Genomic DNA, 26,482 nt, shown 5'->3' on the forward strand with positions numbered 1-26,482 from the left:
CGCTATGGCCGCAGACTTTGCAGCAGTGCGTCTGTCACTGCCTGCAAATCGGCGGTTGAGCGCAGCGCGCTGTGCGCCAGCAGTTCCGGTGAGCTGTCACCCAGTGCCAGTCGCAGTTTACGCCCGACATCAACGCCCTCCGCCAGCGATTCCTGCCGCGTGCGCTGCTGATGCCGTGTGCTGCCATCCGCCAGCGACAGCGTCACGCGGTGAAAGCGCTGTGCCGGATTGAGGGCATCCGGCGGCGCAGAAGGATCCGGCATACGGCGAACGCGGGCGGCCAGCGGCATAATCTCCGGATTAACATCGCCTTCGGCAAAATCTGACAACCGCAGATCGCCGTAAATCAACATCGCGGCAATCACATATTCGAGGCTAAAGCGCGCTTCGATACCGTTGACTGGTACCGTGACCGGGGCGGCAATGTCACCGCCGGGCGGAAAGGCGACGGTGATAGCCACGATCTGGCGCAGCAGTGCATCAAGCGGCTGGCCGCTGGACAGCCACTGCTGGCGTAGCAGACCCGCCGCTTCCGCCGCGCTGTGGGTACCGGCGCAGGTCGGGAACGGCTTAAACTCCAGCCCGGGGGCGCTGATACGCCAGGGCTGACCCCAGTTCTGCGTCAACTTTTCCGGCTGCGCCTGGCCATCACTGCTGGCGGCCAGAAAGGACTCAATCACATTTTCTGGTCGGCCCGTCATGCCAGCCAGCGTCAGCTGGGCCGAGGTCACCGCACGTTCCGCCGCCAGGCCGGCATGCAGCGGTTTTACCGCCGAGCCAAACTGAGCGCGTAAACCGCTGGCCTGGGTAGCCGCGATCCCCAGCAGGCTGGCGGTGGCGGCAGCGGACAGGCCGAGGAAACGAGCCAGCGCCGCGGCGGCGGCAAGGGTGCCCAGCGTCGCGGTGTTGTGATAGCCCAGCGCATAGTGCTGCTGGCTGGCCGCCAGTCCCAGCCGGCCGGCCGTTTCCACCCCCACCACATAGGCATCACAGAACTGTTCCACGCTGGCGGCGGGCTGGCCTGACAGCCAGGCAAACAGCGCCGGCAGGATCACCACGCTGGGGTGACCGCGGAAATCGGCATGGAAATCATCATAATCGAGCGCATGACCGGCGTAGCCGAGCAGCAATGCCTGCGAACGGATGCCGCCATCACCGTAGACGGTACGCAGCGCCGGTAAGCCGCTATCAGGCACCTGACCCTGTAACACCGGCCAGCTCACCGCCAGAAAATCGGCTATCCCTTGTCGCGCGTGGTCGCGTGCCCGCGCATCCGGTTGACTGTGGACGATGCGCTCAGCCAGCGCGGCGGTCCCGCTCATCAGGACGGCTCCGGCAGTGTGAGAGCTGTCCGCGCCAGATCGGCCAGATAGCGTGCGGTGGGCAGCAGCACGGCATCATTAATACGAAATGCCGGATGATGCAGCGCATAGGGTTCACCGGTACCGATCATCATAAAAGCGCCGGGCAGCTGTTGCTGGTAAAAGGCAAAGTCTTCGCCAATCGGGCTGGCTTCCACCACCCGGGCTTCAAATCCGCTGGCGCTGGCCTGCTGCAGTGCAACCTCTGTCCAGTAGGCATCATTCACCACGGACGGCGGTCCGGCCTGCCAGTTAAAGCTGATTTGCGCATCAAACGCCGCGCCGATGCCCGCCACCAGGGTACGGAAGCGCTGCTCAAGCCGTTCGCGGGTAGGCTGCGAAAACGATCGCACCGTCCCCTCCAGCCAGGCACCTTCCGGAATGACGTTCCAGGTGCTGCCACTGTGAATCTGCGTAATCGAGACCACCGCGTTATCGGCGGACGGGGCGTTACGGCTGATCAGCGTCTGGGCAGCGGCGACAATCTGCGCCGCAATAACAATCGGATCGTTACCCTGATGGGGTTTGGCCGCATGACTGCCGATGCCGGTAATGCTGATATCAAAGCGATCTACTGCGGCGGTAAGCGGACCCGCTTTACTGCCGATCACTCCCGCCGGCAGCGAGGGATCGTTATGGAGACCAAAAATCACCCGCGCATCGGCGAGGGCACCGGTAGCGATCACCGCTGGCGCGCCCTGGCCCGTCTCTTCCGCCGGCTGGAAAAAAATGCGCACCCGGCCGGACAGGCTGGCTTCCTGCTGCTTTAACAGGATTGCCGCACCGAGCGCCGCGGTGCAGTGGAAATCATGGCCGCAGGCGTGCATGACTCCAGCACGTTCCGATCGAAAGCTGACGCCGGACTGCTCCTCAATCGGCAACGCATCAATATCAGATCGCAGCACCACCAGCGGTCCCGATGACGATCCTATCTCCGCCACCAGGCCGGTTTTCAGCGGTAGATCGAGGATGCGGATCTGATGCTGCTCCAGCTGCTGCCGCAAGCGGGCGGTGGTTTCAAATTCCTGGTTCGACAGTTCCGGAAAACGATGCAGTTCATGGCGCAACGCGATCAACCGTTCGCCCAGCGCCGCCTGATCTAAGGTGCTCATGCGATGTTCCCTTGTGGTGGTACCTGACGGCTCAGCCAGGCATGGTGTGCCGCTTCATCCAGCACTTTCTTCATATAGAGGGTGATGTGGCCTTTACCGAGGTCAGTGGTATGCATCGGCTGGAAGCCACGCTTGAGGTAGAGCTGTTGCAGCCACGGATGGCTGAGGGCGGTACCGAGAGAGACGGCCGGTGCGCGCAGCTGACCAATCAGGATCTCCTGCTCCAGCCGATGGAGAATCTGCCGGCCGAAATGCTGGCCAGCATAGTCCGGATGCGCGCCAAACCAGCCGATGTGCGGCAGGCCAAACGGACCGGGCAGCGGCCCCCAGGGATAACGCAGGGTCACTGAGGAGACCATTACACCGTCGGCATACAGCGCATAAACTCCGTGACTTTGCAGATGGCGCAGCGCCTTATCCCGATCGGCCGTGGCGGCATCGAAATGGATGCCGAGTGCTTTTACCGGCGCATAAGCGGCGTGCATCAGCGCCAGATAGAGAGTGATTTCATCTGCCCTCACCTGACGAAAGTCGAGTTGCATAATATTTCCCGGAATAGCCACCCGGCGGGCGGATAATTAAGTCAGCGTTTAAGGTAAATGAGATTAACAGTTAAAACCCGGTGGCTATATCTGAAAAATAACTATCCTAATGCCTATTTGTGAAATTGAATTGGCCGGTTTTTGATTGCTTAAATCGGTGGTTGCCGTAGTATGAAAAAAACAAATGCCGCTATAACAAAACGCCATTAACTCCATGTAATAAATTAACTTTATCGGTTATAGCCTCCCTTATAAACCGGCGTTACCTGTAACCGGCCTTACCTATAAACAGGATAGAAACGTGTTAGCGATTAAATCTCCGCGCGCCTACGCGCATGAGGCTGGCCTACGCGCCCGTGCCGGTGAATTTATTAAACCTTACGCCACGCATATTCGTATATTTACCTCGCCGCACGCCTGGCATGCGGTTAATCCGGAATTAAGCCAGAGTCTTGAGGCTAGCGGAATTAGCTGGCAGCTGGAGTATTTACCCGGTGAATGTACTGAACAGGCGATCGCCCACTTAAAACACAATACCGAACAGCAGGGGGCTGAGCTGCTGCTGGCGATTGGCGGTGGACGGGTACTGGATGCCGCCAAAGCCGCAGCCAGCCAGCTCCCGGCCGTCACGCTGGTTAACTTCGCCACCCTGGCCGCCACCTGCGCCGCCTGGTCGCCGCTTGCCATCATCTACAGCGATCGGGGAGAGCATCTGCGCAGTCAGCCGCTGGGGAAAATGCCCGAGCTGGTGCTGGTAGACAGCGAAGTGATCGCGCGCAGCGACGTGCGTTACCTGAAAGCGGGCATTGTTGATGCGCTGGCAAAATATTACGAATTCCAGCCGTATCAGCGTCACAACCCGGACGACCTGGCGCTGGAGCTTAAAGTGATGACCGCACGGCGGGCGCTGGAGACCTTTCAGCAGTGGGGTGACGCGGCGGTGGCAGCCAACCAGCAGCAGCAGGTCACGCCGGCACTGGTCAGGGTGATTGATGCCAGTATCGTGCTGGCCGGACTGGCGAACAGCGTGCGTGACGTGCTGCCTACGCCGGGCGTTGCCCATGCCATTCATAATCAACTGACCCACCAGCCGGAGCTGCACCACTGGCTGCACGGCGAGAAAGTCGGGTACAGCCTGCTGGTGCAGTCGCTGATTGAACATCACGGTGAGCCTGATGCCGGGCTGCTGGCACTGTTACGTCAATATGCGATGCCGCTAACGCTGCCGGCCCTGAGTGGCGATCGCGCTGCACGTCTGCACACTCTCGCGCAGCAGATTAAGTTTCCCCAAGCCAGTGCAGAACGCCTGCCGTTTACCCTGACCGCGGCGACGCTGGAGCAGGCACTGCTGGCGACTGACCACCTTGTTTAAGCCGGGCTGCGGCCCGACTTTTCACCTTTACCGACCAGGAATCTTTTATGCAACAGCCAACATCATCACGTCGCCTGCGACTCGGTCTTTTCGTTCAGCCGGTGGGACAACACGTCAGCGGCTGGCGTCTGACCCAGCAGCTCGGCGATCCCACGGACATCGACTGGCTGATCACCCTCGCCAAAAAAGCGGAAGCGGGTAAGTTCGACCTGTTTTTTGTCGGCGATGCGCTGGCAACCAGCATGTACCGACTGCCGTCGACCATGGCCCGACTGGAACCGCTGACGATGCTCTCCGCGCTGGCGGTCAATACCCGTCGCATTGGCCTGGCGGCGACCGCCTCTACCACCTTTAGCGATCCCTTTACCCTGGCGCGCAGCTTCTCATCGCTGGATCACATCAGCCGGGGGCGCGCAGCCTGGAACGTCGTGACCTCGTTTTCAGACGATGTTGCCCGTAACTTCAGCCGCAGCGATATGCCCGACCACGCCGCACGCTATGCCCGGGCGCGCGAGTTCCTCGAGGTCACCAACAAGTTATGGCAAGGATGGGAAGAGGGCGCGGTTCAGCCCAACAAGCAGACCGGTGAATATTTTGTCGATGACAAAATCAAGCCGATCAACCATCAGGGCGAGCATTTCCAGGTACAGGGCCCGCTTAACATCACCCGTTCTCCGCAGGGGCGTCCGGTGATTATTGAGGCCGGTTCCTCTGCCGATGGTCAGAAGCTGGCGGCTGAGACCGCAGAGGTGATCTTCACCGCCGCCGCCAGCCTTGAGGAAGCGCAAACCTTCTACCGCAGCCAGAAAGAGCAGGTGGTTGCTGCCGGACGTAATCCGGATCATGTGGTGATCATGCCTGGCGTGATGCCGATTGTCGGCCGCACGCGCGAAGAGGCGCAGGCGCTGTGGAAGGAGCTGAATACGCTGGTGGATATTGATAATGGGCTGCGTCAGCTTTCGCTGCGATTCAGCATGGATCTCAGCCAGTATCCGCTGGATGGTCCGGTGCCGGAGGTGCCGCCGGGTGAAGGGAATCAGAGTCGCGTTAAGCTGATGACCGAAATGGCAAAACGTGAAAACCTGACGCTGCGTGAGCTGGCAGCCATTGCGGCGGGTTCACGCGGGCACCGGGTGATTGTCGGTACCGCGCAGGATATTGCTGATGATTTCCAGCTGTGGCTGGAACAGGGCGGCGCGGATGGCTTTAACATCATGCCCGCCATCATGCCGGAACAGCTCGACCTGTTTGTCGAACGGGTGATCCCGGAACTGCGCCGCCGTGGGCTGTTCCGTGACGATTACCCGTTTGCCACGCTACGCGAGAACCTGGGTTTGCCCGTGGTGTAACGGCAAGGATCGATCGGTTACGCTGGCGAGGCGCTATCCACTCCGCCGGATCATCGGGAAAACAGTTAAACCCGGCGGCTCAGGTCGCCGGTCTATTGCGGAACCGGCCTTAACCTGCCGACAGCAATCCACCTGCCAGCAGCCTGAACGCCTCAATTGCTTTGGGCAGCGTTTGTCTGGGGTTATCGCTGGCTGCCACCCAGAGCGCAGCATTAAATGCGCTGCCGTTGAGCAGGCGTGCCGCAGCTTCCACATCGACCGGCCTGAGCGTGCCGCTCGCCGCCATTTGCGCTAAGGCGCTGCGGGTGGCTTCCAGGCAGGCATTCTGGCTGGGCCAGCGGGTGGGATCGCCAAGAAAGGCCGGCCCATCAAGCAATACGATACGCTGCACTTCCGGGTCGAGCGCCATTTCAATGTACGCGGCCCCCTCCAGCATCAGCTTTTCCCATGCGGTATCAGCGGCGGCGGCAACGTCTCTGGCACGCAGCGCTATCTCGCTGTCCACCTGCGCCACTACCGCAGCCAGTAAGCCTTTTTTATCGCCAAAATTGTGGTACAGCGCGCCCCGGGTAAGCCCGACGCTGGCCGTCAGGTCATCCATTGATGCCTCGGCGAATCCCCGCTCGGCAAAGGCCTTGCGGCCAGCAAAGATCAGTTTACTGCGATTCTGTTTCATGGTTTCAGCACGACGACCTGCAGCCATATTTCCTCCCTCGTTGATACGCTGCGTATATTAATTGACATACGGGGCGTATGCATGATTTATTCATATACGGTTCGTATCTGAATCGGGGGCGTGGTTTTCATGCGCCGTCACGTCAATCCACAATAAGGCGATTTTATGATGCAGCGTGAAGTGATTTTCCCGGCAGGGCGTCATGCGCTATACGAAAAGCATGGCTATTCTGCGGCGATTAAATCCGGTGATTTGCTGTTTGTTTCCGGACAGGTTGGCAGTCGCGCCGACGGTTCGGTTGAACCTGAACTGGCTGAGCAGGTCCGACTGGCGTTTCGTAACCTGCAAGCCACGCTGGCCGCAGCGGGCTGTACGCTGGATGATCTGATAGACGTCACCACCTTTCATACCGATCCGGAAAACCAGTTCGCCACGGTGCTGGCGATTAAAAATGAAATATGGCGGCAGGCGCCTTACCCGAACTGGACGGCGGTCGGCGTCAACTGGCTGGCGGGCTTTGATTTTGAAATCAAAGTGATTGCACGGGTACCTGAAGCGGCGGATAACCACTGAGTCAGCCGGCCGAGCGGTTGTAAAAAGAGGCCGCTTCAGCGGGAGAGATAAAGCCGGCTACGACAAAGCCGGCAGTCTGATCGGTGCGATATTCAGCGATAAATCATCTGTACGGTTGCGGCCAAAGGCGGATGACGCGTTTTGCTTTAACAGCAACAGCGATAACGTGTTGCATGCGGAGCAAATCTTTCAGGGCGAGGCGGGGGGCTGTGTTGCAACCGCGGCAAAAGTGGCAACGACAACAGCAGCAGCAGCGGCTATGGCTGTGACAGCGCGCCGTCCCGGCAAGGCGCGCTGGCAGGCACCGGAGTAGGAAAACCGCACTCCCTCAGCCGCCGTTATCGCTATTTCAGGCCCAGCTTGCGGGCCAGACGATGCAGGTTACCGGGATCAAGCTCCAGCTGGCGCGCCACTCTGGCCCAGACTTTGCCATTACTTTCATAGACGTGACGGATGTAGTCATGCTGGAATTTACGGGTGGCGTCGTTGAGGCTCATCATTGGCAGGCTATTAACCGATTCGCTCAATCGTAACTCAGGCGGCGCCTGATTCTCGAAGCTGAAATGCTGGGGAAACAGGATCACTTCACCGGTCGGCGATTCGGCCTGAGCGATAACCACCGCCCGATAGATCGCATGCTCCAGCTCGCGAACGTTGCCTGGCCAGTCCGCCGCTTCAAGCAGGCTGCTGGCCGCCGGACTCAGGGCCACGCTCATCAGTCCGAACTTCATCCGGCACTGCTCACAGAAGTAACCGGCCAGCAGCACGATGTCGTCGCGGCGCTCATTCAGCGACGGCACAAACAGCGGGAACACGCTTAAGCGGTGGAACAGGTCCGCCCGGAATCGGCCCTCGGTCACCGCTTTACGCATATCCATGTTGGTAGCAGCAATAATGCGTACATCAACGGTCAGCGCTTTATCCTCGCCGACCCGTTGCAGGTCGCCGTACTGAAGCACGCGTAGCAGTTTGGCCTGCAGCGAAAGCGACAGTTCGCCAATCTCATCCAGAAATAAAGTCCCTTTGTCCGCCAGCTCAAACTTACCCGGACGATCGTGAATCGCGCCGGTAAAGGCCCCTTTTACGTGACCAAAAAGCTCACTTTCCGCCACGGTTTCCGGCAGCGCAGCGCAATTGAGATAGATCAGCGGCCGGGCCGCGCGATGAGAATGGCGGTGAATCGCCTGTGCGATCAGCTCCTTGCCGGTGCCGGTTTCGCCCATGATCAGCACGCTGAGGTCAGAGGGTGCGACCACGCCAATCTCTTTTTTCAGGTGCAGCAGCGAGGCAGATTCACCGATGATCTGCATCTCCCGATCCTCTTCAGGCCGGAAGGGCAGCGGGGTAAAAGAGGAAGCCGGCTTTTCTAACTGCTCCATCAGCAGGGCATTATTTAACGCACCGGCGGTCAGGCTTGCCAGCACGCGCAGCTCTTCATCGCTAAAATTATCAAACTGGGTGGCGTTGATGCCGTCGAGGGTCAGCGCCCCGATCAGCCGCTGTCCTGAAAAGAGCGGCATCCCGACGCAGGCATGCACATGTAATTCACTCTGTTCAGGGATCAGGCCGTCATAGGGATCGGGCAGCGTGCTGTCGGCCGGGAAACGCACCACATCACCGGCGCGGGCGATCGCCTCAAGCCGGGGATGGGCATCAAGTTTAAACCGTCGTCCCATCACGTCAGGTGCCAGGCCGGCGGTGGCCAGCGGTCTGAACTGCTGTTTTTCATAGCGTAACAGCGCGGTAGCGTCGCAGCGCAGCGCGGTGTGGATACTCTTAATCATCTGGCTAAAACGGTCGCGGCCGCTTACGCCTTTTTGAATATCCACCGCCAGCCCAGCCAGCGTTTCAACAGATAAAGCCATATAGTCACCTGAACACGGGTTGTCTTAATAACAAGGTTTTGCGTTGTTTCAAAAACAATAACACGTTGCCCTGACCAGTAATATCAAGCACTTAAAAAATGGCACAAAGTTTGCTCTATCTCACACAGAGACTTTTTTTTGGAGCAAAATCATGTCCGACCTGAAAACAACGCACCTGCTTACCGCAGAACAGCTCGAAACCGCCGCCAACTCATTGCGCTGGGCGGCCTTCGGCGGTCCGCGGGGACCGGTATTTACCTACCGCCAGAGTGCCCCGGACCGGCTACATTTCGAAACGGTGTATAACGGACGCAAAGCCTGGGTGGATTTAGATATTCCCTACACGCCGGTGTCGCTTATCGTTGCAGGCGCACTGCTGCTCCAACAGCTTAATACTTATATGGGGTAATGCCATGAACCATAGAGAAGAGGTGAACAGGGCGGTTGAGGCTGCCTTAGCCAACAACGTCATTCGCGAGATGAATACGCTGCTGTGTGCGCTGAGTGAAGATCCCGAACTGAGCCGGGAAGAGCGCTATAGCCAGCAACAGCGCCTGCGGATGGCGGTGTTTAAACACAGCACCGAAAAACAGGAACTCGCTGAACAGCGCCGTATCTGGCTTACTCGCGGCGGAATCATTGGCTAACCGGAGATTTGTTATGACCCAGACCATCCCACAACATTTTGTTCATACCCGCTCCACGCCGTTCTGGAATCGGGAAAACGTGCCAAAAGCACTGTTAACTCATCACAACACCCGCGCAGGCGTCTATGGCCGTCTCTCGGTAATGTGCGGTGCGGTAAAATATTTTGGCTTTGCCAGTGAAAATGAGACAACTCACGAAATGGAAGTCACGATTAACGCCGGGCAGTTTGGTATCAGCCCGCCGCAATACTGGCATCGGATTGAGCTTTTAACCGACGATACCCGCTTCAATATTGATTTTTTTGCCGATCCGGATGTCGCCTTAACCGGCAACGGATTTGAGCGCGAGGTGCATATCCCGCCCCGGTCAAAAAATTAATCATCACCCGACCCGCTACGGCGGGTTTTTTATTGCCTGCGGCATTGTCATTAAAACAATTAATTGTACGTTAAACAATTTCAGTGCATGTCTTTAAAACAATGATGCTTATTTAATTCTATTAAAAACAATACGTTAAAAGTTGGCACGGCAGATGCAAAGGGATACGGGACTATCACTTACACTGCGAGAATTTCTGATGAACATCCATGTTAAAAATAACATTTCCTGGGTTGGCAAACGTGACTGGGAAGTCGAACATTTTCACGGTAAAGAGTACAAAATGCAGCGTGGCACCAGTTATAACAGCTACCTGATTCGTGAAGAAAAGACGGTGCTGATCGATACGGTTGATCTCCGGTTCCGCTCCGATTTTGTCAAAAACCTGGCAGAAGAGATCGATCTGAAAAAAATCGATGCCATCGTTATTAACCACGCCGAAGAAGATCACTGTGGCGCGCTGGCCGAATTGCTGGCGCTGATCCCCGGTACCCCGATCTACTGTACGGCAAACGGCGTCGACTCGATCAACGGGCATCATCACCATCCTGAATGGAATTTTAACATTGTTAAAACCGGTGACTCACTGGATATCGGCAACGGCAAAAAGCTGATCTTCATTGAAACCCCAATGCTGCACTGGCCAGACAGCATGATGACCTACATGACGGAAGATGCGGTGTTATTCAGTAACGATGCCTTTGGCCAGCATTACTGCGATGAACACCTGTTCAACGATGAAGTTGATCAGAACGAATTATTCGACCAGTGCCAGCGCTACTTCTCTAACATCCTGACCCCGTTCGCCCGCCTGGTGACCGCGAAAATCACCGAGATTCTCGGCTTCGGCCTGCCGGTCAGCATGATTGCGACCTCGCACGGCGTGGTGTGGCGCGACAACCCGGTACAGATTGTGGAGCTGTATCTGAAGTGGGCGGCCGATTATCAGGAAGATCGCATCACGCTGTTCTACGACGCGATGTCCAATAATACCCGCATGATGGCTGACGCGATTGCCGAAGGCATCCGCGAAACCGATCCGCGGGTGGCGGTGAAGGTTTATAACGTCTCGACCCACGATAAAAATGAAATCATCACCTCCTGCTTCCGCTCAAAAGGCATTCTGGTCGGTTCTTCCACCATGAATAACGTGATGATGCCGAAAATCGCCGGCATGCTGGAGGAGATGACCGGCTTAAAATTCCGCAATAAACGTGCCTCAGCGTTCGGTTCTTATGGCTGGACCGGCGGCGCAGTGGACCGGGTTGCTACCCGACTGCAGGATGCCGGCTTCGATATGACCATCGCGCTTAAAGCGAAATGGCGTCCCGATCTCTCCGCGCTGGAAGCGTGTCGCGAACACGGCCGCAAAATCGCCCGTGAATGGGCGCTCTCTCCGCTGCCTGACTCAGCCCCTAAACCTGCGAATGAACAGGTGCCTGCCGCTATCGCGGCCGCCGCAGCGGTAAACCGTGATGGCGTGGCGATGGCTGAAGCGGGCGAAGGCAGCGATCAGAAAATGATCTGTACCGTCTGCCAGTGGGTCTACGACCCGGCAGAGGGTGAACCGAATCAGGGCGTCGAGCCAGGCACCGCATGGGAAAATGTACCCGACGATTTCTTATGCCCGGGATGCGCATTAGGTAAATCAGTGTTTGATCCTTTCGAGGGCTAAGCCAATGTCTGAAGATATTGTGATTATCGGCTCCGGGTTCGCCGCCCGGCAGCTGGTTAAGCACCTTCGTCAGCAGGATAAGACGCGACCGATTCGGGTAATCGCGGCCGACAGCTGCGATGAGTACAACAAGCCTGAACTGAGCCATGTGGTCAGCATGCGCTGTGCGGCCGATGACTTAACCCGCCAGACGGCAGCCGACTGGGCAGAAAGCCAGAACATCATGCTGCATCCTTGCTCCCGGGTTAGCGAGATTGACACGGTGGCGCACCGGGTGAAGAGCAGCGCAGGCGATTTTGCTTACGCGAAGCTGGTGCTGGCCACCGGCGCCCGGCCGATTATTCCGGCGCTGCCGGGCAGCGAATTGATCTACACGCTCAATAGCCAGCAGGAATATCGCCAGTGCGCCAGCGAGCTGATGAACGCGGCACGGGTGCTGATTATCGGGGCCGGGCTGATCGGCACCGAACTGGCGATGGATCTGAATCGTGCCGGTAAACAGGTGACGATTATTGATCGCAGTGCGGGCCTGCTCGCCGCGCTGCTACCGGCGGAAATCAGTGGTCGTCTGCAACAGCGATTAACCCGCAACGGCGTGCAGATGCTGTTCCAGACTGAAGTGACTGAACTTGCCCGCCAGGCAGATTCTGTTGAGGCCACCTTCAGCAACGGAGAGAAAAAGCGTTTTGACGCGGTGGTCTGCGCCATTGGTTTACGTCCCGATTCAGGGCTGGCAAAAAGCGCGGGTATCGAGGTGCGTCAGGGTATTGTCGTTGATCGCACGCTCGCCACCTCGGTTGCCGATATTTATGCGCTGGGCGACTGCGCGGAGATAGACGGAAAACTGATGCCTTACCTGCAGCCAGCCACGCTGGCAGCGATGACCCTGGCCAAAAATCTGACCGGACAGGCAGCCAGTCTGACGCTGCCTCCGATGCTGATCAAGGTCAAAACCCCGGATATGCCGCTGCAGCTGGCGGGCGATCCGGCGAATCCGGCGTACCACTGGCAGATGGCGTTCTCTGCAGCTGGCCTGGTGGCAAAAGGGTATGACCCGGATGGGGTTCTGCGCGCCTTTGTGGTCAGTGAAGATCAGATGAAGATGGCGTTCAGCCTGCTGAAGACGTTGAACGTGCCTGCAGCCACTTAACCCTGGCGGTAACGCCGGCACGATTCATCTGCTGCCATCCGCTGCACGCTACCTGCGATGCAGCGGATGTCACAGGCGATCCTGCCGGCTTCTGGCCGTCATTTAACATACAAAATAGGTCCTGTTATGAAGAGTTCTGAAGACGCAGTGGTGAGCCATATTACGCTGCACAATCCTCCCTCCTGTACCTGTGCCCGCATCATCTGGCTCTCGATGAACTGCGATTCCTTTGCGATGAATATTGGTACCGCTAACGGTGACGCGCACGTTGATGCCAGGTTCGGTTCGGTTTATCACAGCACCCGCTTTCACCCGGAAACGCTGAAAGAAACGGTGAACGATTTATTCTGGCAAATCTGGGTGGTATGGGAGCCGGCAGAAGGGATTAAAGTGATGGAGCGCGGGTAAGCCGGTTCTGCGTCCGGTTGAGAAGCCGCCAGTGTGGCGCTGCCCGGCGGGCATCCGCTATTAACGCCGCTCAGATGTGAGCCTCAGCCAGCGCCGCGCCAGTGAAAGCAGCGGTTACGCTGTGGCGAGTTAGCCGGGCAGGTGGGGGTTTTGCCGACCACCGCGCGGCGTCTGCTTTTCGGCAGATGCGGCGGCTGGCGCGCGTTTATCTTCAGGCTGGCCGCTGCATTCATCTTCTCTTTTCTTAACCGTCCGAATCGCTGACGCGCAGCCTGAGCGGTGTGGCCTGCTTTCCGATGGATAACGTTCCCGCCCGATCACATTGCTAATCGATCTCCCGATATTTACTGCATTTTTATATTCCGCTTCGCTCTCGTTACGCCTTTTTTATCTGCCATCCGGTTAACTCTCTGCTCAGTTCCTTCACGATTCAGTCAGGGTGCAGACCGGCTGAGGTCGGGGAAGGTTAGGGGGATGCCGTTTCAGGTTTAATACGGGTTTCACATAATCGTTTCAGCCATTCCACGCTGGCCGCCATCTATTGACGGCATTTTGTCGCGTCGCGGCGGCATGTGGAGCAGCCATCACGATATTGTTGCGGCTGAACATCCCGCGGAACCGCGATCGCTGCCTGTCTGCCACGGTGAACGTTATGACACCCTGACTTTTTCGCTGACGCCGGATGAAGCAAACCGTCGATAAGGAACAGTCGATAAGGAACAGTCGATAAGGAACCGGTCATAACGGCGTTTTGCCGGACGATTGTACCCTGTCAGATCAACGCTTCGGCGCGGCGCAGGTGATAACAATCTACACCGCAGAGTTATATTTTACCTGTCAGCTTGCAGTAACAATGCCGCTGGAGTAAGTGTGTTCTCAGCCTGACTAATTAGCGTGAATAATGCCGGAGGGGATTATTTTTTTCAGTGCAATTATTCAGGGCGGCGGGAGGTGAAAAACCTAGCCTGGACGTTGAGTGTTTGTGCTGATTGACTGAAAGGTTGATTGACTGAACGAAAACGGTCTGAAGATACATTGCCTGAAAATTAATAGCCTGGAAATTAATTGCCTGAAAGTGAACGGGTAAAACAGAGCCGTGGCGTGCGCCACGGCCATAAAACTATGCAGACTGCCACTCACTTTCGACATCTGCCTTCGCTTTAGAGAGAATGACTTTATTATCATCCACCTCTTTAACCCAGCTGAAAGGAATAATGTGGTGTTTTCCGCCCGCTTCAGGATCGCTTTTTGCCAGCTTGATTTTATCGTCGCCTTCAAAGTGATCAACAATCCCTACGTGCTCACCATTTACATCAACGACCTGAGCGTGGTCTAAAATTTGTGATTTATCTACCATGGTGATTTTCTCCTTATTCGTTTGTGAGGTCATTGCCTCAGACGAATTAAGCCTGGTTGCTAACGGTGAATTACGCCAGCATATTAACAAAATGAAATATTTTACTCTGCTGCCAGTTAAATTAGTGGCGTTGTCAGCTGACTGAATCAGCGGGGTAATCAGGGTCCGGATTGGCGTAGCGCCAAAGTTTTTTTTGGTTTTGTCGCTAGCCAGTGGCGTAACCCAGGCTCGCGGCGCGCTGAAAGGCAGATGCGGTCGGCGTTCAGACGGATTTTGCTACCATGCCGGTGGCCGCCAGTAACATAATGATACCCGCAGAACGAAACAAAACGCGCTGGGTGCCTGGGCGGGTTAAAAAGTGCCGAATCCGCAGTGCAGCCAGTATAAAAACCGTGCCCACCAGCAGCACCAGAATGGTCAACGGCACCCGCATCATCGCCCAGCTGTGCAGTAAAACCCTGTCCACGGAGATGACCAGTGGCAGAATAGCCAGATAAAAGGCAAAGGTTTTGGGATTACCCAGCGTAATAGTCAGGCCTGATAGCCAGGCCGAAATCAGCGCTTTTCGGCTCGCCTGCTGGTCGATATTGATGGCGGGCGGAACATAATGCCAGAACTGCCAGGTAAGGACGCAATGATAGAGCGCTGCCGCTTCAGCTTAAGTTGAGTAAAAATAACCTGCGGGCTGTGACCGCCTTATTTAATCCGTTGTGGGGCACGGCCTCGTTTACCGTGATTATGACTTATGACGGTATGGTTTTTATTAAAGTCTGGATGTCTTGTTATCCAAAAATAGCGTTAATAAACCGATTATATTGCCGGGCGCGCCGCCTGTTTCCCGGCCTGAATAGCTGTGTATCGGCACGGGTTTAAATTATTGCCAGAAGGCGTTTCGCTATTAAATACGCTTCCTGTCGTCGCCGCGTCCCCGGGAAGCGCGCTATGCTGGTCAAATCAGGCCGCATCAGCCGGCAACAGGTGCAACCTTCACAGGAGAAGCTATGACAGCGATCGATTCAGTTTCCACCGACGGCGGCGTCTGGATTAATCCGCCGCCGGTCCATCATCTTGAGCAGGATGAGTTGCGCTTTGAGACGGCGCTTAACAGCGATTTCTGGCAGCGCACCTGGTACGGTTTTGAGCGTCACAGCGGGCACGCTTATGGCTTCTGGATCGATGAGGACTTCACGGTACAGGTGCAGGTCAGGGCAGAGTTTAGCCAGCTGTACGATCAGGCCGGACTGTTTATTCAGGATGACGAGACCCACTGGGTCAAGGCGGGCATTGAATTTAATGATGACCAGCCGGCGATAGGCTGTGTGGTGACGCGCGAGAGATCCGACTGGTCAACCGGCCTGTTCCCCGGCGATCCGCGCAGCTTCTGGCTGCGGGCTACGCTGGTTAATGAGGCGCTGCGCATTCAGTACTCAACCGATGGAGAGCACTGGCCGCTGCTACGCCTCTGTCCGTGGCCCGGCCGTGGGCGGCGCTTTGTCGGGGTGATGGGCTGCTCACCCGAACGCGCCGGGCTGGCGATTCGCATCGCACACTTCACGCTCAGCCCGCCACTCGGCAAAGCGCTGCACGATCTATCATAAACATGTCATAAACGGCGCTTAGCCGTGAAAGGTGACCGGGTGGCTGAGATCACCTCCCACGGCTGAGTATTGCCGTCCGACGGCGCGCCCCGGGCATCCTCCCGCACCGATCGCAGTATCTGCTGAGGCACCGGCGTCGGCAGGGATCGACGGTAACAGCGACTTTGCCGCCCCGTCTGCCTGAAACTTAGCTCACCGGTGTCGGACGGTGTGCAGGAGTCTGCTGCTTAGCGTTTTTTCAGGCGGTGACGGCACGATTGCGCGCCACGATTGCCGTATGCGTCAGCTCTCCGGCTGACATGAACTCGTTGATCAGCGCATCGCGGTTGTGCGGCGCGCGGTCGCGGTCGGCCGCCTGCAGCGCGCTTATCAGCGCGGGCCGGGACAGTTCAGTGCAGTAGGCGGGCGTACCCGGCTGCTGACGCCATGAGTCGCTCAGCGAACCTGCGTCAACCGCATCAAAACCGGTCACGTCGACCAGCGTCATTGCTACGGCTTTCGCCTGCGCATCGTCACCGGCAACCGGTATCGCCAGACGATCGGGCTGACCTGCCGGCTGGCCTTTTTCGGCCAGCGTCGCCGCCAGTACCGCATTCCACGCTTTAATCACCGGACGGCGCAGCTGTTCGCTGGCCCACTGGCTTTCTGTCTGCCCCTGCTGCAGTGCCGCAATATCGCCGTCGCGGAACGGATAGTAGTTGCTGGTATCAATGATGATGGCCTCCGCAGGTGCAGCGTTTAACAGGCTGGCCAGCGTCGGGTGCTTATCGAAAGGTATCGCCAAAATGATCACTTCGGCGTCCTGAACGGCGTCTTCGCGGGTTACCGCCGTGGCACCCACTTCTCTGGCCAGCGTCTGAATCGAGTCAGGACCACGTGAGTTTGCCAGTCGGATGGTGTGACCGGCGGCGGCCAGTTTGCGTGCCAGAATTGCGCCGATATTACCTGCGCCAATGATGCTGATGTTCATCTGTTACCTCTTTGTCGATGGGCGTTATTGTTGCGCCGGATGGGCGAAGTCGAGCAGGGTGTCGCGCAGCGCGGCCAGCTCCTGATCCGACAGGTTGCAGGCAGATTTAATGCTGTCGGTAATCGTCCACAAGGTTTGCTGCAGGGCGGCACCCTGGGCGGTCAGGGTGATCAACACCCGTCGTTCATCATTACGGTCGCGGGTGCGGACAATCCGGCCGGCCGCTTCCAGCCGTTTGAGTACCGGCGTAATGGTGCCGGTATCCATGCCCAGCCGGTTGCCGAGATCGCCGACGCTGCGTGGCGTCTCGCTGAACATCTCCAGCATCACCAGATATTGCGGGAAGGTCAGGCCCAGCGGATCCAGGAAAGGTTTGTGCATCCGGTTCATCCGGCTGGCGGCGCCATACAGGGCGAACGACAGTTGTTTGCCGATGTCGGCAGGTGACTCGCGACTCATGATTTACCTTGTGTTTGATTATCTAGTGCAACAGATAAAAGTGTAGAGTAATAGATGCCACGTTTAAAGCGCTGACAGCAGGTAATTTGTGCGGTTTCGCCTTTGCGGGATCGGGACGAGCCGACATCACCCCCGACAGGCGGGCAGCGGGAGCGATGTCGGGGCTGTCAGGCGGCCATGCGGCGGCACGCTTCAGCACAGTGATGGCAGGCTTTGGCACACTGCTGGCAGTGATCGTGCTGGTGCTGGCCGCACTCGTCGCCGCACTGCTGACACAGGTCGGCGCACAGCTGGCAAAGCGGGCGGGCCGATTCGCTCTGCAGCGCCATAAACTGCGCCGCCAGCCGACAGAGACTGGCACACTGCATGTCCAGCCGGATACAGTTGCGCATCATCTCCAGGTTCTCTTCCTGCAGGCAGGATGCCGCACAGTGATCGCAGGCTGCGGCACACAGATAACAGGCCTCAATGCACTTTTTAAATTCGTCGTTCATGTTGCCTCCTTATGTGGGTTTGCCTGTTTAAGCCTGGAAAAGAACCCTGATTATGCAAACAGCGAATAAGTTAATCATCTTTTCCGCACTTCGCTTATTCCAGCGCGCGGGCAGCATTCTGAGCCGGTGTGCGCTGACCGGCATTGCATATCTGCCCGTTATAGTCTTAATTATTAAGCCTCAATCAGCGGTGCCTTATTGCCCGTGGAAGACGACCGACGCCTTAACAGGGAACGCTATGCATCGCACCATCGGCCCGATACGACACCTGATCAGTCCGCTACTGACGGTCGGCCTCGCGCTCGGATGGGCAGACCAGGCCGCTGCTGATACCGTCTGGCTGAACAATGGCGACCGGCTGACCGGCACGGTGCGCTACCTGAGCGATGGCAAACTGGCGATAGAAACTGCCTATGCCGGAACGGTCACCCTCGACTGGAACGTGGTCAGTACCCTGGCGAGCGAAAATCCGGTCAATGTCGAAAACAAGAAAACCGGCGAGCGCTATCAGGTCCGGCTCTCCGCCTCCGATCCCGGCTATATCTGGGTGGAGCGCAATGAGCGTGAAGAGAAGATCTCGGTAAAGCGTATCGACGAGTTTATGAAAGCCAAAGTCCGCACCGATCAGCTGTCGTGGACCGGCAACATCGACGCCGGCATGAAGGTCAAAAAAGCCTCGACCAAAACCGACGATTACAATTTCTCCCTCAATACCAAACTGGCGCAGGGCAAATGGCGTCACGATATCGGCGCGACCTATAACCGCGAGCAGGAGAATGAAGACGTCAATACCGACAACTACAGCCTGCGTTATGCTTTTGATTACCTGTTCCGGGAGCAATTTTTCTGGCAAACCCGCGCTACCTACAAACGCGACTGGGTCGAAGATCTGTCGCGTCAGGCGCTGATAGGCACCGGACCGGGCTACCAGCTGTGGGATACCGAACTCAGTTCCTTCTCGGTATCGATACTGGGCGGGGCGTTTGGTTATGGCTACAGCGACGGGCGGGAAGAGAAACACTTTGGTGCCTCGGTACGCTGGAGCTATCAGCGTTATCTGTTGGGCAAATCGGTCACGCTCTACAGCAACGGTGACGTTGGCCATTCGCTGGATGACGATGGCGTCTTTACCCTGGATGCCGAAGTCGGCCTGCGTTACACCCTGACCTCGTGGTCAACCCTGCATCTCGGCTATCACCGCAACCTGGTGAACGGCACGCCGGATACCCTCAACGAAGGGACTTTCTCAACCGGCCTGGGCGTGAAGTGGTAAGGCATCGGGCAGGGGAGATTGCAGCAAAGTTTTACCGTTTTTCTTACGATCCCGGCACGGCTTTGACTAAGCTGCTGATACCGACAAAGGGAGAGTGCAGAAGATGATCGTAAGCAGCAGGGTCTATCGTCCGGGATGTGCGGGCGAAGAGGTGGATGTCGAGAAAATCAGTGAGGTGATTAAGCAGCCGGATGCGTTTATCTGGCTTGGCCTGTGGCAGCCCGATCCGGCGTTCATGGAGAAAATCAAAGAGGAGTTCGGGCTGCACGAACTGGCAGTCGAGGATGCTCTCTATGCCCATCAGCGGCCCAAGATTGAGCATTACGGCGAATCGCTGTTTATTGTGGTTAAGACGGTGCGGGCAAAAGATGACAGCTGCGAACTCGGCGAAACCCATTTCTTTGTCGGGAAAAATTTCCTGATCAGCATCCGTCACGGCGCGTCAGAAAGCTATTCACCGGTGCGTGAGCGGGCAGCAGAAAACCCGGCGCTGCTTAAGCTCGGACCGGGTTACCCGCTCTATTGCCTGCTCGACTTTATTGTCGATCGCTATGCGGAACTCTCGACCTCACTGAATGAACGGGTCGGCCAGATGGAGAACGATCTGTTCAAAAGCGAATTTGATCGTCAGTCGGTGCAGGCGGTCTACACCCTGCGCCGTCATCTGCTGACGCTGCGCAATGCCGCGCTGCCGCTGGAGGAGATCTGTAATCAGCTGATTCACCTGCATGAAGATCTGATCCCGCGCCCGCTGCGGGCCTATATCCGTGACGTGCAGGATCACGCCCGTCATGTGGTGACCGACGCCGAGGATATGCGCGAGATGCTGACCAGCGCCATGCAGGTCAACCTGGCGCTGGTGACGGTACAGCAGAATGAGGTGGTGAAAAAGCTGGCGGGCTGGGGGGCGATACTGGTGATCCCGACCGTGATATTCAGCATGTACGGCATGAACTTCGAACATATGCCCGAGCTTAAGTCGCTGTATGGCTATCCGCTGGCGGTCGGCATCACCCTGCTGGCCTGCGGCGGGCTGTGGGCGAAATTACGCCGTTCAGGCTGGCTGTAACGCTGCGGATAATTATCCAGTGGCTTATTTACGCGCTGCGCTTAGGCTTATTTAAGCGCAGCGAGAATAAAGGCGAATAATAAGCATTTCTTTCATCAAGGCCAGATTATTCTGCAGTGGAAATAAGAGTGGCCTGGTGCTGTTTCTCTAACCGGTGCGCGGCTTAACTGGCCGCTTTTTTATTTGTTCGCTACGCTGATAATACAATCGTATAACACCGCCGCCCTGGCGAAATAGAATTTGCACGGCTGATTTGCAGCGCTGATATGCGGCGACGCATTTATATCCGGAGAAATACCGATGACAGAACGGACTAATCCTCCGCGCTTTTTAACGTCTGACGCTCGTCTACCGCGCCCTGTGCGAGGCAGCAGGGGTAAGCCCGATTGTGACTGACAGCGACTGGGTTTTAATCATTGCCCGCACGCAGTTTGCGCTGACCATGGGCATGCACATTACCCTCGCGGCGCTGACGCTGGGGCTGGCACCTTTTCTGGTGTGGTTTGAAGCGCGCTGGCTGTGGGGCAAACAGCAGGCCGCCCGCGATGCGCTGCACTTCTGGCTGACCATCTTTTCCCTGACGGTGGCCATTGGCGCGGTCTCTGGCGTGGTAATGGAGTTTCAGTTCGGCACTCACTGGGCGCGCTTTTCACATCAGGTCGGCGGCGTTATCGGGCCGTTGATGTTTTATGAGGTACTGATCGCCTTTTTTCTCGAATCGGCGCTGACCGGCGTAATGCTGTTTGGCTTCAATAAAATTCGTCCGGCAGTGCATTTCGCGGTGACCTGTCTGGTGGCGGCCGGGGCGTTTCTTAGCGCCTTCTGGATTCTGGCGGCTAATTCGTGGATGCATACGCCGGTCGGTTTCAGCCGTGATGAGAACGGCGTGTTTCTGGCCGAAAGCTGGCGTTCGATCTTACTATCCCCCTCTTTCCCGTGGCGCTTCAGCCATATGGTGATGGCATCACTGATTGCCGTGGCGGTACTGGTGATGGGCGTGGCGGCCTGGCGGCTGCGCCATTTTAAAGCTGAGGCTGCTTCGCGCCTGATGCTCAACAGTGCGCTGACCTTTCTGCTGTTTGCCGTGCCGCTGCAGATGGTTCTGGGCGATCTGCATGGTGAAAATACCCGTGACTATCAGCCGGCCAAACTGGCGGCTATCGAAGGCGGCTGGCATCCGCCGGCACCCGGCGAGGGCGAACCGCTGCGGCTGTTTGCGCTGCCGGATCAGCAGGCGCAGCGCAATCATCTGGAGATTAGCCTGCCCAATCTCGGCTCGCTCTATCTGCGGCATAACCTTACCGGCCACATCAAAAGTCTGAGCGAATTTCCCGCCGATGCGATCCCGCCGGTGCTGCCGGTGTTTTTCGCTTTTCGACTGATGGTCGGCTTAGGCGGGGTGATCCTGCTGACCACGCTGGTGGCCAATGTGCAGCGCTGGCGCGGCCGGTTACCGGTCTCAGGGCGCTTGCTGCGCTGGCTGACGTGGCTCTCGCCAGCCGGCTTTGTCGCGCTGCTGTCAGGCTGGGTGGTGACCGAAGTCGGGCGGCAGCCGTGGACGGTCTATGGCATGGTGCGCACCGCACAGAGCGTGTCGCCGCTGGCGCTCAGCACCACTCTCGGCATTTTCCTGGCGGTGCTGCTGATCTACGGGCTGGTATTCGCCCTCGGCTTACACTATCTGCTGCGCCGGATTAAGGGTGAACTGCCGTCGGGAAAACCGGTGGTTATTCAGCTGAAAACGCCCAATTAGGAGTCCGCCATGGCCGATCTTTCTGCGCTGATCATCTGTCTCTCGCTGCTGCTCTATCTGCTGCTGGATGGCACCGACCTCGGCGTGGGGATGCTGTTTTTCTGGTTTCACGACGACCCGCAGCGTGAACTGATGACCCACAGCATTCTGCCGGTCTGGGATGCCAATGAAACCTGGCTGGTGCTGGCCGCGGGCGGCTTGCTGGCGCTGTTTCCGCCGGTCTACAGCCTGCTGCTCAGTGAGCTGAGCGCGCCGCTGTTCGCCATGTTGCTGGCGCTGGTGGTGCGGGCGATGGCGCTGGAGTATCGCGCCCAGAGCAGCACCCGCTTACGTCACTGGCTGGACCGCATTATGGCCAGCAGTTCAGCGCTGGCGACCTTTATTCAGGGCTGGTGCGGCGGAATGATCATCAGCGCGCAGCCGAGCGGCCTGCCCGATGGGCTGAGCCTGGTGCCGCTGATCAGCGGCGTGGGCTTAATGGCAATCTATTCACTGCTGGCCTGCTGCTGGATCGGCTGGCGGATTGGCGACAAGGTGCAGCCGCTGGCCGAAGCGCAAAGCTGGCTGTGGTGGCTGCTGGCGCTGCTGGTGTTTCTGGTCGAACTCTATCTTAACGCCGACCTCTGGCAGCAAAGCTGGCAGCGCCCGCTGGGTAAAGTGGCTGGCGTGGCGATCGTCATCCTGTGGATCGCCTTGCCGCTGGCGCTGTGGCGCGCCCGGCCGCTGATGCAGCTTCTGGTGACGCTGACGCTGATTGGCGCAGTGTTTATCGGATTGCTGTGCGGCCTTTATCCGTGGTTAGTGCCGCACCATTTCACCCTCAGTGAGAGCGCGTCATCACCGGTTACCCAGGGATTTGTGCTGGTGGGCGCGGCCATTGCCATGCCGCTGACGCTGCTTTACCACAGCTGGTCGTTCTGGATTGAACGACGCGGTAAATAAACCGACGCCCGCTATGCTTTAGGCAGGGTGCCGTTCGGTGGGTGTGGCTGACAGGAGGCGAGGCAACGGTGAAAAAAGAACAAATCAGCAGTCGGGATTACCCGATAAAAGAAAATGTCCGCTGGATACGCCGTGAATGGCTGATTCAGCGCGTCGGCGAGTATCTCCTGATCCTGCTGGTGATTCTCGGCGCGTGCGGACTGTTTTCCAAAGGGGTGCTGAGTAACGGCAGCGCCGTGTCGCCGGATGGCGCGATTCAGGTGGAATATGAACGTTTTGGCCGGGTTCAGAGCAATATGGACATGACAATCCGCATCAAATCACCGACGGCGGAGCGGTTCAGCGTCACCCTCGGTCAGGGGGCGCTGGATAATTTGCAAATTCAGACGCTACAGCCGCAGCCGCTGGAGGCGATTACCCTCGGCAGCGACCTGCGGCTGACCTTCTCGTCGCGCGATTCCGGTCCGGATCACGCCATCTGGCTTGGCCTGCAGCCGCGCAGTCCCGGCCGTATTGCCGTCAGCGTCAGCAGCGGCGATCATCCGCCGGCCCGTTTCACCCAATGGATTTATCCCTGACAGGAGTGCTTTATGGAAACGGTTTTACGTGCGGCGGGTATTTATCTGGTGCTGATGGTGGTGATTAAAATCGCCGGCAGACGCACGCTGTTGCAGATGACCTCGTTCGACTTAATCCTGCTGCTGATCATCAGTGAAGCAACCCAGCAGGCGCTGCTGGGTGACGATTTTTCAGTGACCGGTGCCGCCCTGACCATTATCACGCTGGTAACCATCGATATTTTACTGGGGAAACTGAAAAACCGTTTTCCGGTGGTCGAACAGGCAATTGATGGCGGGCCGGTGATTCTGGTGGAGAATGGCAATTTACTGACCGAACGGATGAAAATGACCGGCATCAGCCCCGATGATGTGCTGGAAGCGGCACGATCGAGTCAGGGACTGGAACGCTTTGACCAGATTAAATATGCGGTGCTGGAGGTAAACGGCCACATTTCAATTATTCCGCTGCCGCAAAAATAATTGGCAGCGCGCTGTCAGGCCCTGCAGGCGTTGCGGTCCGGCGTCTGCAGGTGATTTTTCCTGTCCGGTCAGCGCGTTAGCGTATACCTGCCCGGCGAGCGTCACGCTTCGCTTATTCTGCCGTTCCCCTTGTGATTTTGCGGATTTAGTTCAGACTCAGCTCTCCACTCACGTTTTTATAACCAGAGCTGGCCTGACTCCCAATCAGCGTTATGCTTTCACGGTCAGGTTCAAAGTGAATAAATTTAACAGTTTTACCTTCTATCCGGTCACTGGCTGGCACATCGGGCCGCTTACCGGTCATCAGGCGCTGGTGCTGCAGTTTGGCTACCACGATCCCAAAGCCCCGTTCACCAAACGTCAGCAGGAATCTCTCTACTTCGGCATGACCCTGGAGATGGCGAAAAAGCTGGTGGTTAATCTGTCGGAACACATTGATTATGCTGAACAACACGCAACAGAGTCCTGAACCGGACGAGGGGGCTGGCGGTTAAGCATGAGCCGCTATTTTACCGCTCCAGCGGACGGTGCATAAACCCGCAGGGCCTGCGCAATCAGGCGAAAATGCGCCGGCGTCTGCCCGATAATCTCGCCGTCCGCATTGATGTAATGAGGACGACGCGTCTCAATGGTCAGTTCGGTAGTACTGAACGCCCGCACGTTACGCCAGCGCCCGTGGGTGCCGCGCCGCAGCGCGGGCAGCAGGGCGATCAGCTGCCAGCTTCGCTGCAACTCCAGACTGTAAACATCCAGCAGGCCGTCATCCGGGGTCGCGCGCTGTTCCACCGTCATGCCACCGCCATAAAATCGGCCATTGCCGACCGACACCTGCACGGTTTTGATCGGCGTTCGCTCGCCCTGATGGATCAGCGTGGCGCTGAACGGGCGACTCTGGCGCAACAGCCGCAGGGCAGCCAGCGCATAGCCGCCGATGCCCCAGCGTTTTTTCGATTCCGCCGTCAGATTGCGCGCCAGTTCCGCTGAAAAGCCGATGCTGCAGACGTTAAGAAACAGGTGCTGATTCACTTCACCGAGATCGACCGGGCGCAGCTGACCGTCAGCAATAATCTTCACCGCCTGCTCCAGGCCGGCACCGATACCGAGGGTGCGGGCGAAATCGTTGGCGGTGCCAAGCGGTAAAATTCCCAGTGGCAGGCCGGTCTGCATCAGGCCGGGCGCGGCAGCATTGAGCGTACCGTCGCCGCCGCCAACAATCACCGCATCAACGCGATCGGCGTAAGCGCTAATCAGCTCAGGGTAGCTGCGCGTATCCTCGGCGGGCGGCTGCAGCAGGGTGATACCGGCATCGGCAAGCAGCGATCTTGCCCGGCTGGCGTCGGTTCGCCCTTTACGCGAGCGCTGATTGATCAGTAGCAGGGCGGTGTTAAACGGTGCAGACATACCTGTGGTCTCTCCTGGTGGTAACGAGCCGGCAAGTACAGCACTGGCACTGCCGACTCACAACCGGCCTTGCGCTACTTTACGCAGCGCGACAGGCGTACCGACAGATAATAAAGATCGTCTACACTGCTAATGTTCAGGTCCATACGCAGGAGGAACAATGACGGAACACGAATTCAGAACGTTGTTAGCCGAACAGGGTTTTGATGAGCCGGTACTGGTTGAGCGCGCCGCCGCCACCCAGCTCGATAATCATGTCCATCCCTTTGAGGCGCTGGCCCTGATTCTCAGTGGCGACATCACCATCAGCACCGAGCAGAGTGACATCACCTATCACCCCGGAGAGACGTTCCATCTTCAGCCCAACGAACTGCACCGTGAGGCGTTCGGTCCGCAGGGCGTGCGTTATCTGGCGGGGCGCAAATACGATTAAGGCCCAATCTGAAACTTTATGACCTCTTCTGACGATCTTTTTACCCGTCTGGCACAGTCGCCGTTTCGCCAGCGTTTCCGGCTGGGACGGGCAGAATATGACTACGCCAGCAGCAAAGGCGAGGCGGTGCTGCGCCAGCATGCGGCGGAGTTTATCGCCCAGCGGCTGGCCCCGGCCCGGCCGGCCAATGACGGCAAACAGACACCGATGCGCGGCCATCCGGTGTTTATCGCCCAGCATGCCACCGCCATCTGTTGCCGCGGCTGCCTGAGTAAATGGCACCACATTGCGCCGGGCCAGCCGCTGAGCGCCGGGCAGCAGGCGTATCTGGTGGCGGTGTTATTGCAGTGGATTGACCAGCAGATGCAACGACCGGCACCGCCTGCCCGACCGCAGAAAGCGAAGGCAAAACCGGATGACGATCCGCAACTGGCATTATGGTGAGGGCGTGAATATCGGGCGGATAGCGATTTTTCTGGCGGAAACTGGCCCTTTTTCATTCCTGGTTTATTCTTAAATCTTTCCTGGCCGCGCTATGCCAGGATTAAAACCTGACACGGCAACTATTCAAAACAGAGGGAATT

The 26,482-nt window shown here is 57.6% G+C and carries 31 protein-coding genes and 1 pseudogene; 19 read left to right on the top strand and 13 right to left on the bottom strand.

Annotated features, from left to right (window positions below):
* Window positions 1–2: 2 nt before the first annotated feature.
* Genes AC6I8I_RS04965 through AC6I8I_RS04975 form a run of 3 tightly spaced genes read right to left on the bottom strand, consistent with a single transcriptional unit; the run spans window position 3 to window position 3,015 of the window.
* The gene (locus AC6I8I_RS04965) at window positions 3–1,322 is read right to left on the bottom strand and encodes an MmgE/PrpD family protein (RefSeq protein WP_497828388.1); all 1,320 of its coding nucleotides are present in this window, start codon (window positions 1,320–1,322) and stop codon (window positions 3–5) included.
* The gene (locus AC6I8I_RS04970; RefSeq protein ID WP_312053574.1) at window positions 1,322–2,473 is read right to left on the bottom strand and encodes an amidohydrolase; all 1,152 of its coding nucleotides are present in this window, start codon (window positions 2,471–2,473) and stop codon (window positions 1,322–1,324) included. The genes AC6I8I_RS04965 and AC6I8I_RS04970 overlap by 1 nt, the downstream gene beginning before the upstream one ends.
* Entirely contained in the window at window positions 2,470–3,015 is a 546-nt protein-coding gene (locus AC6I8I_RS04975; RefSeq protein ID WP_031377989.1) for a GNAT family N-acetyltransferase, read from the bottom strand. Before AC6I8I_RS04975 ends, AC6I8I_RS04970 begins: the two co-directional genes overlap by 4 nt.
* Before the next feature lie 301 nt (window positions 3,016–3,316).
* Between AC6I8I_RS04975 and AC6I8I_RS04980 the strand changes: the two genes are divergently transcribed.
* Together AC6I8I_RS04980 and AC6I8I_RS04985 are read left to right on the top strand one after the other, a co-directional pair.
* Window positions 3,317–4,387, top strand: a complete 1,071-nt coding sequence (locus tag AC6I8I_RS04980; RefSeq protein WP_316552067.1) for an iron-containing alcohol dehydrogenase family protein — start codon at window positions 3,317–3,319, stop codon at window positions 4,385–4,387.
* A 47-nt stretch (window positions 4,388–4,434) separates the two neighbouring features.
* On the top strand, window positions 4,435–5,736 hold the full coding sequence (locus AC6I8I_RS04985; protein ID WP_089561164.1) for an LLM class flavin-dependent oxidoreductase: 1,302 nt from the start codon (window positions 4,435–4,437) through the stop codon (window positions 5,734–5,736).
* A gap of 109 nt (window positions 5,737–5,845) precedes the next feature.
* Here the strand turns inward: AC6I8I_RS04985 and AC6I8I_RS04990 are convergent, their stop codons facing one another.
* On the bottom strand, window positions 5,846–6,439 hold the full coding sequence (locus AC6I8I_RS04990) for a TetR/AcrR family transcriptional regulator (protein WP_312053579.1): 594 nt from the start codon (window positions 6,437–6,439) through the stop codon (window positions 5,846–5,848).
* Between the two features lie 138 nt (window positions 6,440–6,577).
* Between AC6I8I_RS04990 and AC6I8I_RS04995 the strand changes: the two genes are divergently transcribed.
* Window positions 6,578–6,985 (top strand): RidA family protein, encoded by a 408-nt coding sequence (locus AC6I8I_RS04995; protein WP_031377985.1) that lies wholly within the window; start codon window positions 6,578–6,580, stop codon window positions 6,983–6,985.
* A 344-nt stretch (window positions 6,986–7,329) separates the two neighbouring features.
* Here AC6I8I_RS04995 and norR read toward each other — a convergent pair whose 3' ends face one another.
* On the bottom strand, window positions 7,330–8,850 hold the full coding sequence (gene norR, locus AC6I8I_RS05000; protein WP_497828389.1) for a nitric oxide reductase transcriptional regulator NorR: 1,521 nt from the start codon (window positions 8,848–8,850) through the stop codon (window positions 7,330–7,332).
* A gap of 151 nt (window positions 8,851–9,001) precedes the next feature.
* Here norR and AC6I8I_RS05005 point away from each other — a divergent pair, with 151 nt between their 5' ends.
* From AC6I8I_RS05005 to AC6I8I_RS05030, 6 genes are all read left to right on the top strand, one after another.
* Complete coding sequence (locus AC6I8I_RS05005; protein ID WP_312053583.1) at window positions 9,002–9,259, top strand: hypothetical protein; 258 nt, start codon at window positions 9,002–9,004, stop codon at window positions 9,257–9,259.
* A gap of 4 nt (window positions 9,260–9,263) precedes the next feature.
* On the top strand, window positions 9,264–9,497 hold the full coding sequence (locus tag AC6I8I_RS05010) for a DUF2526 family protein (RefSeq protein WP_312053584.1): 234 nt from the start codon (window positions 9,264–9,266) through the stop codon (window positions 9,495–9,497).
* A 13-nt stretch (window positions 9,498–9,510) separates the two neighbouring features.
* Window positions 9,511–9,876 carry a TehB family protein gene (locus tag AC6I8I_RS05015; protein WP_312053586.1) on the top strand — a complete coding sequence of 122 codons (366 nt, stop codon included), beginning with the start codon at window positions 9,511–9,513 and terminating at the stop codon, window positions 9,874–9,876.
* A gap of 199 nt (window positions 9,877–10,075) precedes the next feature.
* Window positions 10,076–11,551 (top strand): anaerobic nitric oxide reductase flavorubredoxin, encoded by a 1,476-nt coding sequence (gene norV, locus AC6I8I_RS05020; RefSeq protein WP_312053588.1) that lies wholly within the window; start codon window positions 10,076–10,078, stop codon window positions 11,549–11,551.
* A 4-nt stretch (window positions 11,552–11,555) separates the two neighbouring features.
* Complete coding sequence (gene norW, locus AC6I8I_RS05025) at window positions 11,556–12,701, top strand: NADH:flavorubredoxin reductase NorW (RefSeq protein WP_312053590.1); 1,146 nt, start codon at window positions 11,556–11,558, stop codon at window positions 12,699–12,701.
* Between the two features lie 126 nt (window positions 12,702–12,827).
* Window positions 12,828–13,109, top strand: a complete 282-nt coding sequence (locus AC6I8I_RS05030) for a hypothetical protein (RefSeq protein WP_312053591.1) — start codon at window positions 12,828–12,830, stop codon at window positions 13,107–13,109.
* 83 nt (window positions 13,110–13,192) lie between these two features.
* On the opposite strand, the gene AC6I8I_RS05035 is transcribed toward AC6I8I_RS05030, so the two are convergent.
* The 3 genes and pseudogenes from AC6I8I_RS05035 to AC6I8I_RS05045 form a co-directional block, all read right to left on the bottom strand.
* Window positions 13,193–13,342: a hypothetical protein gene (locus tag AC6I8I_RS05035; protein ID WP_497828390.1), complete on the bottom strand. Its 150-nt coding sequence runs from the start codon at window positions 13,340–13,342 to the stop codon at window positions 13,193–13,195.
* 887 nt (window positions 13,343–14,229) lie between these two features.
* Entirely contained in the window at window positions 14,230–14,466 is a 237-nt protein-coding gene (locus AC6I8I_RS05040; RefSeq protein ID WP_312053593.1) for a DUF2171 domain-containing protein, read from the bottom strand.
* A 262-nt stretch (window positions 14,467–14,728) separates the two neighbouring features.
* Window positions 14,729–15,118: pseudogene (locus AC6I8I_RS05045) on the bottom strand (LysE family translocator); the annotation flags it as partial.
* A 349-nt stretch (window positions 15,119–15,467) separates the two neighbouring features.
* Here AC6I8I_RS05045 and AC6I8I_RS05050 point away from each other — a divergent pair.
* Complete coding sequence (locus AC6I8I_RS05050) at window positions 15,468–16,064, top strand: DUF1349 domain-containing protein (protein ID WP_497828391.1); 597 nt, start codon at window positions 15,468–15,470, stop codon at window positions 16,062–16,064.
* 5 nt (window positions 16,065–16,069) lie between these two features.
* Here the strand turns inward: AC6I8I_RS05050 and AC6I8I_RS05055 are convergent, their stop codons facing one another.
* The 4 genes from AC6I8I_RS05055 to AC6I8I_RS05070 all read right to left on the bottom strand — a co-directional run bounded on the left by AC6I8I_RS05055 (window position 16,070) and on the right by AC6I8I_RS05070 (window position 17,987).
* On the bottom strand, window positions 16,070–16,195 hold the full coding sequence (locus tag AC6I8I_RS05055) for a hypothetical protein (protein WP_497828392.1): 126 nt from the start codon (window positions 16,193–16,195) through the stop codon (window positions 16,070–16,072).
* A gap of 107 nt (window positions 16,196–16,302) precedes the next feature.
* The gene (locus AC6I8I_RS05060; RefSeq protein WP_497828393.1) at window positions 16,303–17,034 is read right to left on the bottom strand and encodes an NADPH-dependent F420 reductase; all 732 of its coding nucleotides are present in this window, start codon (window positions 17,032–17,034) and stop codon (window positions 16,303–16,305) included.
* Window positions 17,035–17,058: 24 nt separating this feature from the next.
* The gene (locus AC6I8I_RS05065) at window positions 17,059–17,493 is read right to left on the bottom strand and encodes a MarR family winged helix-turn-helix transcriptional regulator (protein WP_497828394.1); all 435 of its coding nucleotides are present in this window, start codon (window positions 17,491–17,493) and stop codon (window positions 17,059–17,061) included.
* A gap of 167 nt (window positions 17,494–17,660) precedes the next feature.
* Window positions 17,661–17,987 (bottom strand): four-helix bundle copper-binding protein, encoded by a 327-nt coding sequence (locus AC6I8I_RS05070; RefSeq protein WP_031377297.1) that lies wholly within the window; start codon window positions 17,985–17,987, stop codon window positions 17,661–17,663.
* A gap of 238 nt (window positions 17,988–18,225) precedes the next feature.
* Between AC6I8I_RS05070 and AC6I8I_RS05075 the strand changes: the two genes are divergently transcribed.
* From AC6I8I_RS05075 to AC6I8I_RS05105, 7 genes are all read left to right on the top strand, one after another.
* Window positions 18,226–19,260 (top strand): DUF481 domain-containing protein, encoded by a 1,035-nt coding sequence (locus tag AC6I8I_RS05075; RefSeq protein WP_046288469.1) that lies wholly within the window; start codon window positions 18,226–18,228, stop codon window positions 19,258–19,260.
* Between the two features lie 103 nt (window positions 19,261–19,363).
* Window positions 19,364–20,329 (top strand): magnesium and cobalt transport protein CorA, encoded by a 966-nt coding sequence (locus AC6I8I_RS05080; RefSeq protein WP_031377295.1) that lies wholly within the window; start codon window positions 19,364–19,366, stop codon window positions 20,327–20,329.
* 388 nt (window positions 20,330–20,717) lie between these two features.
* Window positions 20,718–22,082: a cytochrome ubiquinol oxidase subunit I gene (locus AC6I8I_RS05085; RefSeq protein ID WP_312758130.1), complete on the top strand. Its 1,365-nt coding sequence runs from the start codon at window positions 20,718–20,720 to the stop codon at window positions 22,080–22,082.
* Between the two features lie 9 nt (window positions 22,083–22,091).
* The gene (locus AC6I8I_RS05090; protein WP_312053606.1) at window positions 22,092–23,024 is read left to right on the top strand and encodes a cytochrome d ubiquinol oxidase subunit II; all 933 of its coding nucleotides are present in this window, start codon (window positions 22,092–22,094) and stop codon (window positions 23,022–23,024) included.
* Between the two features lie 68 nt (window positions 23,025–23,092).
* Entirely contained in the window at window positions 23,093–23,602 is a 510-nt protein-coding gene (locus tag AC6I8I_RS05095; RefSeq protein ID WP_312053608.1) for a hypothetical protein, read from the top strand.
* Window positions 23,603–23,614: 12 nt separating this feature from the next.
* The gene (locus tag AC6I8I_RS05100) at window positions 23,615–24,064 is read left to right on the top strand and encodes a DUF421 domain-containing protein (RefSeq protein WP_312053610.1); all 450 of its coding nucleotides are present in this window, start codon (window positions 23,615–23,617) and stop codon (window positions 24,062–24,064) included.
* A gap of 235 nt (window positions 24,065–24,299) precedes the next feature.
* Complete coding sequence (locus AC6I8I_RS05105; protein WP_031377290.1) at window positions 24,300–24,533, top strand: hypothetical protein; 234 nt, start codon at window positions 24,300–24,302, stop codon at window positions 24,531–24,533.
* A gap of 35 nt (window positions 24,534–24,568) precedes the next feature.
* On the opposite strand, the gene AC6I8I_RS05110 is transcribed toward AC6I8I_RS05105, so the two are convergent.
* Window positions 24,569–25,465, bottom strand: a complete 897-nt coding sequence (locus AC6I8I_RS05110; protein ID WP_312053613.1) for a lipid kinase — start codon at window positions 25,463–25,465, stop codon at window positions 24,569–24,571.
* 160 nt (window positions 25,466–25,625) lie between these two features.
* On the opposite strand from AC6I8I_RS05110, the gene AC6I8I_RS05115 reads away from it, so the two are divergent.
* Window positions 25,626–25,898 carry a cupin domain-containing protein gene (locus tag AC6I8I_RS05115; protein ID WP_312053615.1) on the top strand — a complete coding sequence of 91 codons (273 nt, stop codon included), beginning with the start codon at window positions 25,626–25,628 and terminating at the stop codon, window positions 25,896–25,898.
* Window positions 25,899–25,916: 18 nt separating this feature from the next.
* Entirely contained in the window at window positions 25,917–26,342 is a 426-nt protein-coding gene (locus AC6I8I_RS05120; protein ID WP_312053617.1) for a DUF4186 domain-containing protein, read from the top strand.
* Window positions 26,343–26,482: the final 140 nt, after the last annotated feature.

It is taken from the genome of Pantoea sp. X-Soil-YNGN-775 (assembly GCF_059730575.1).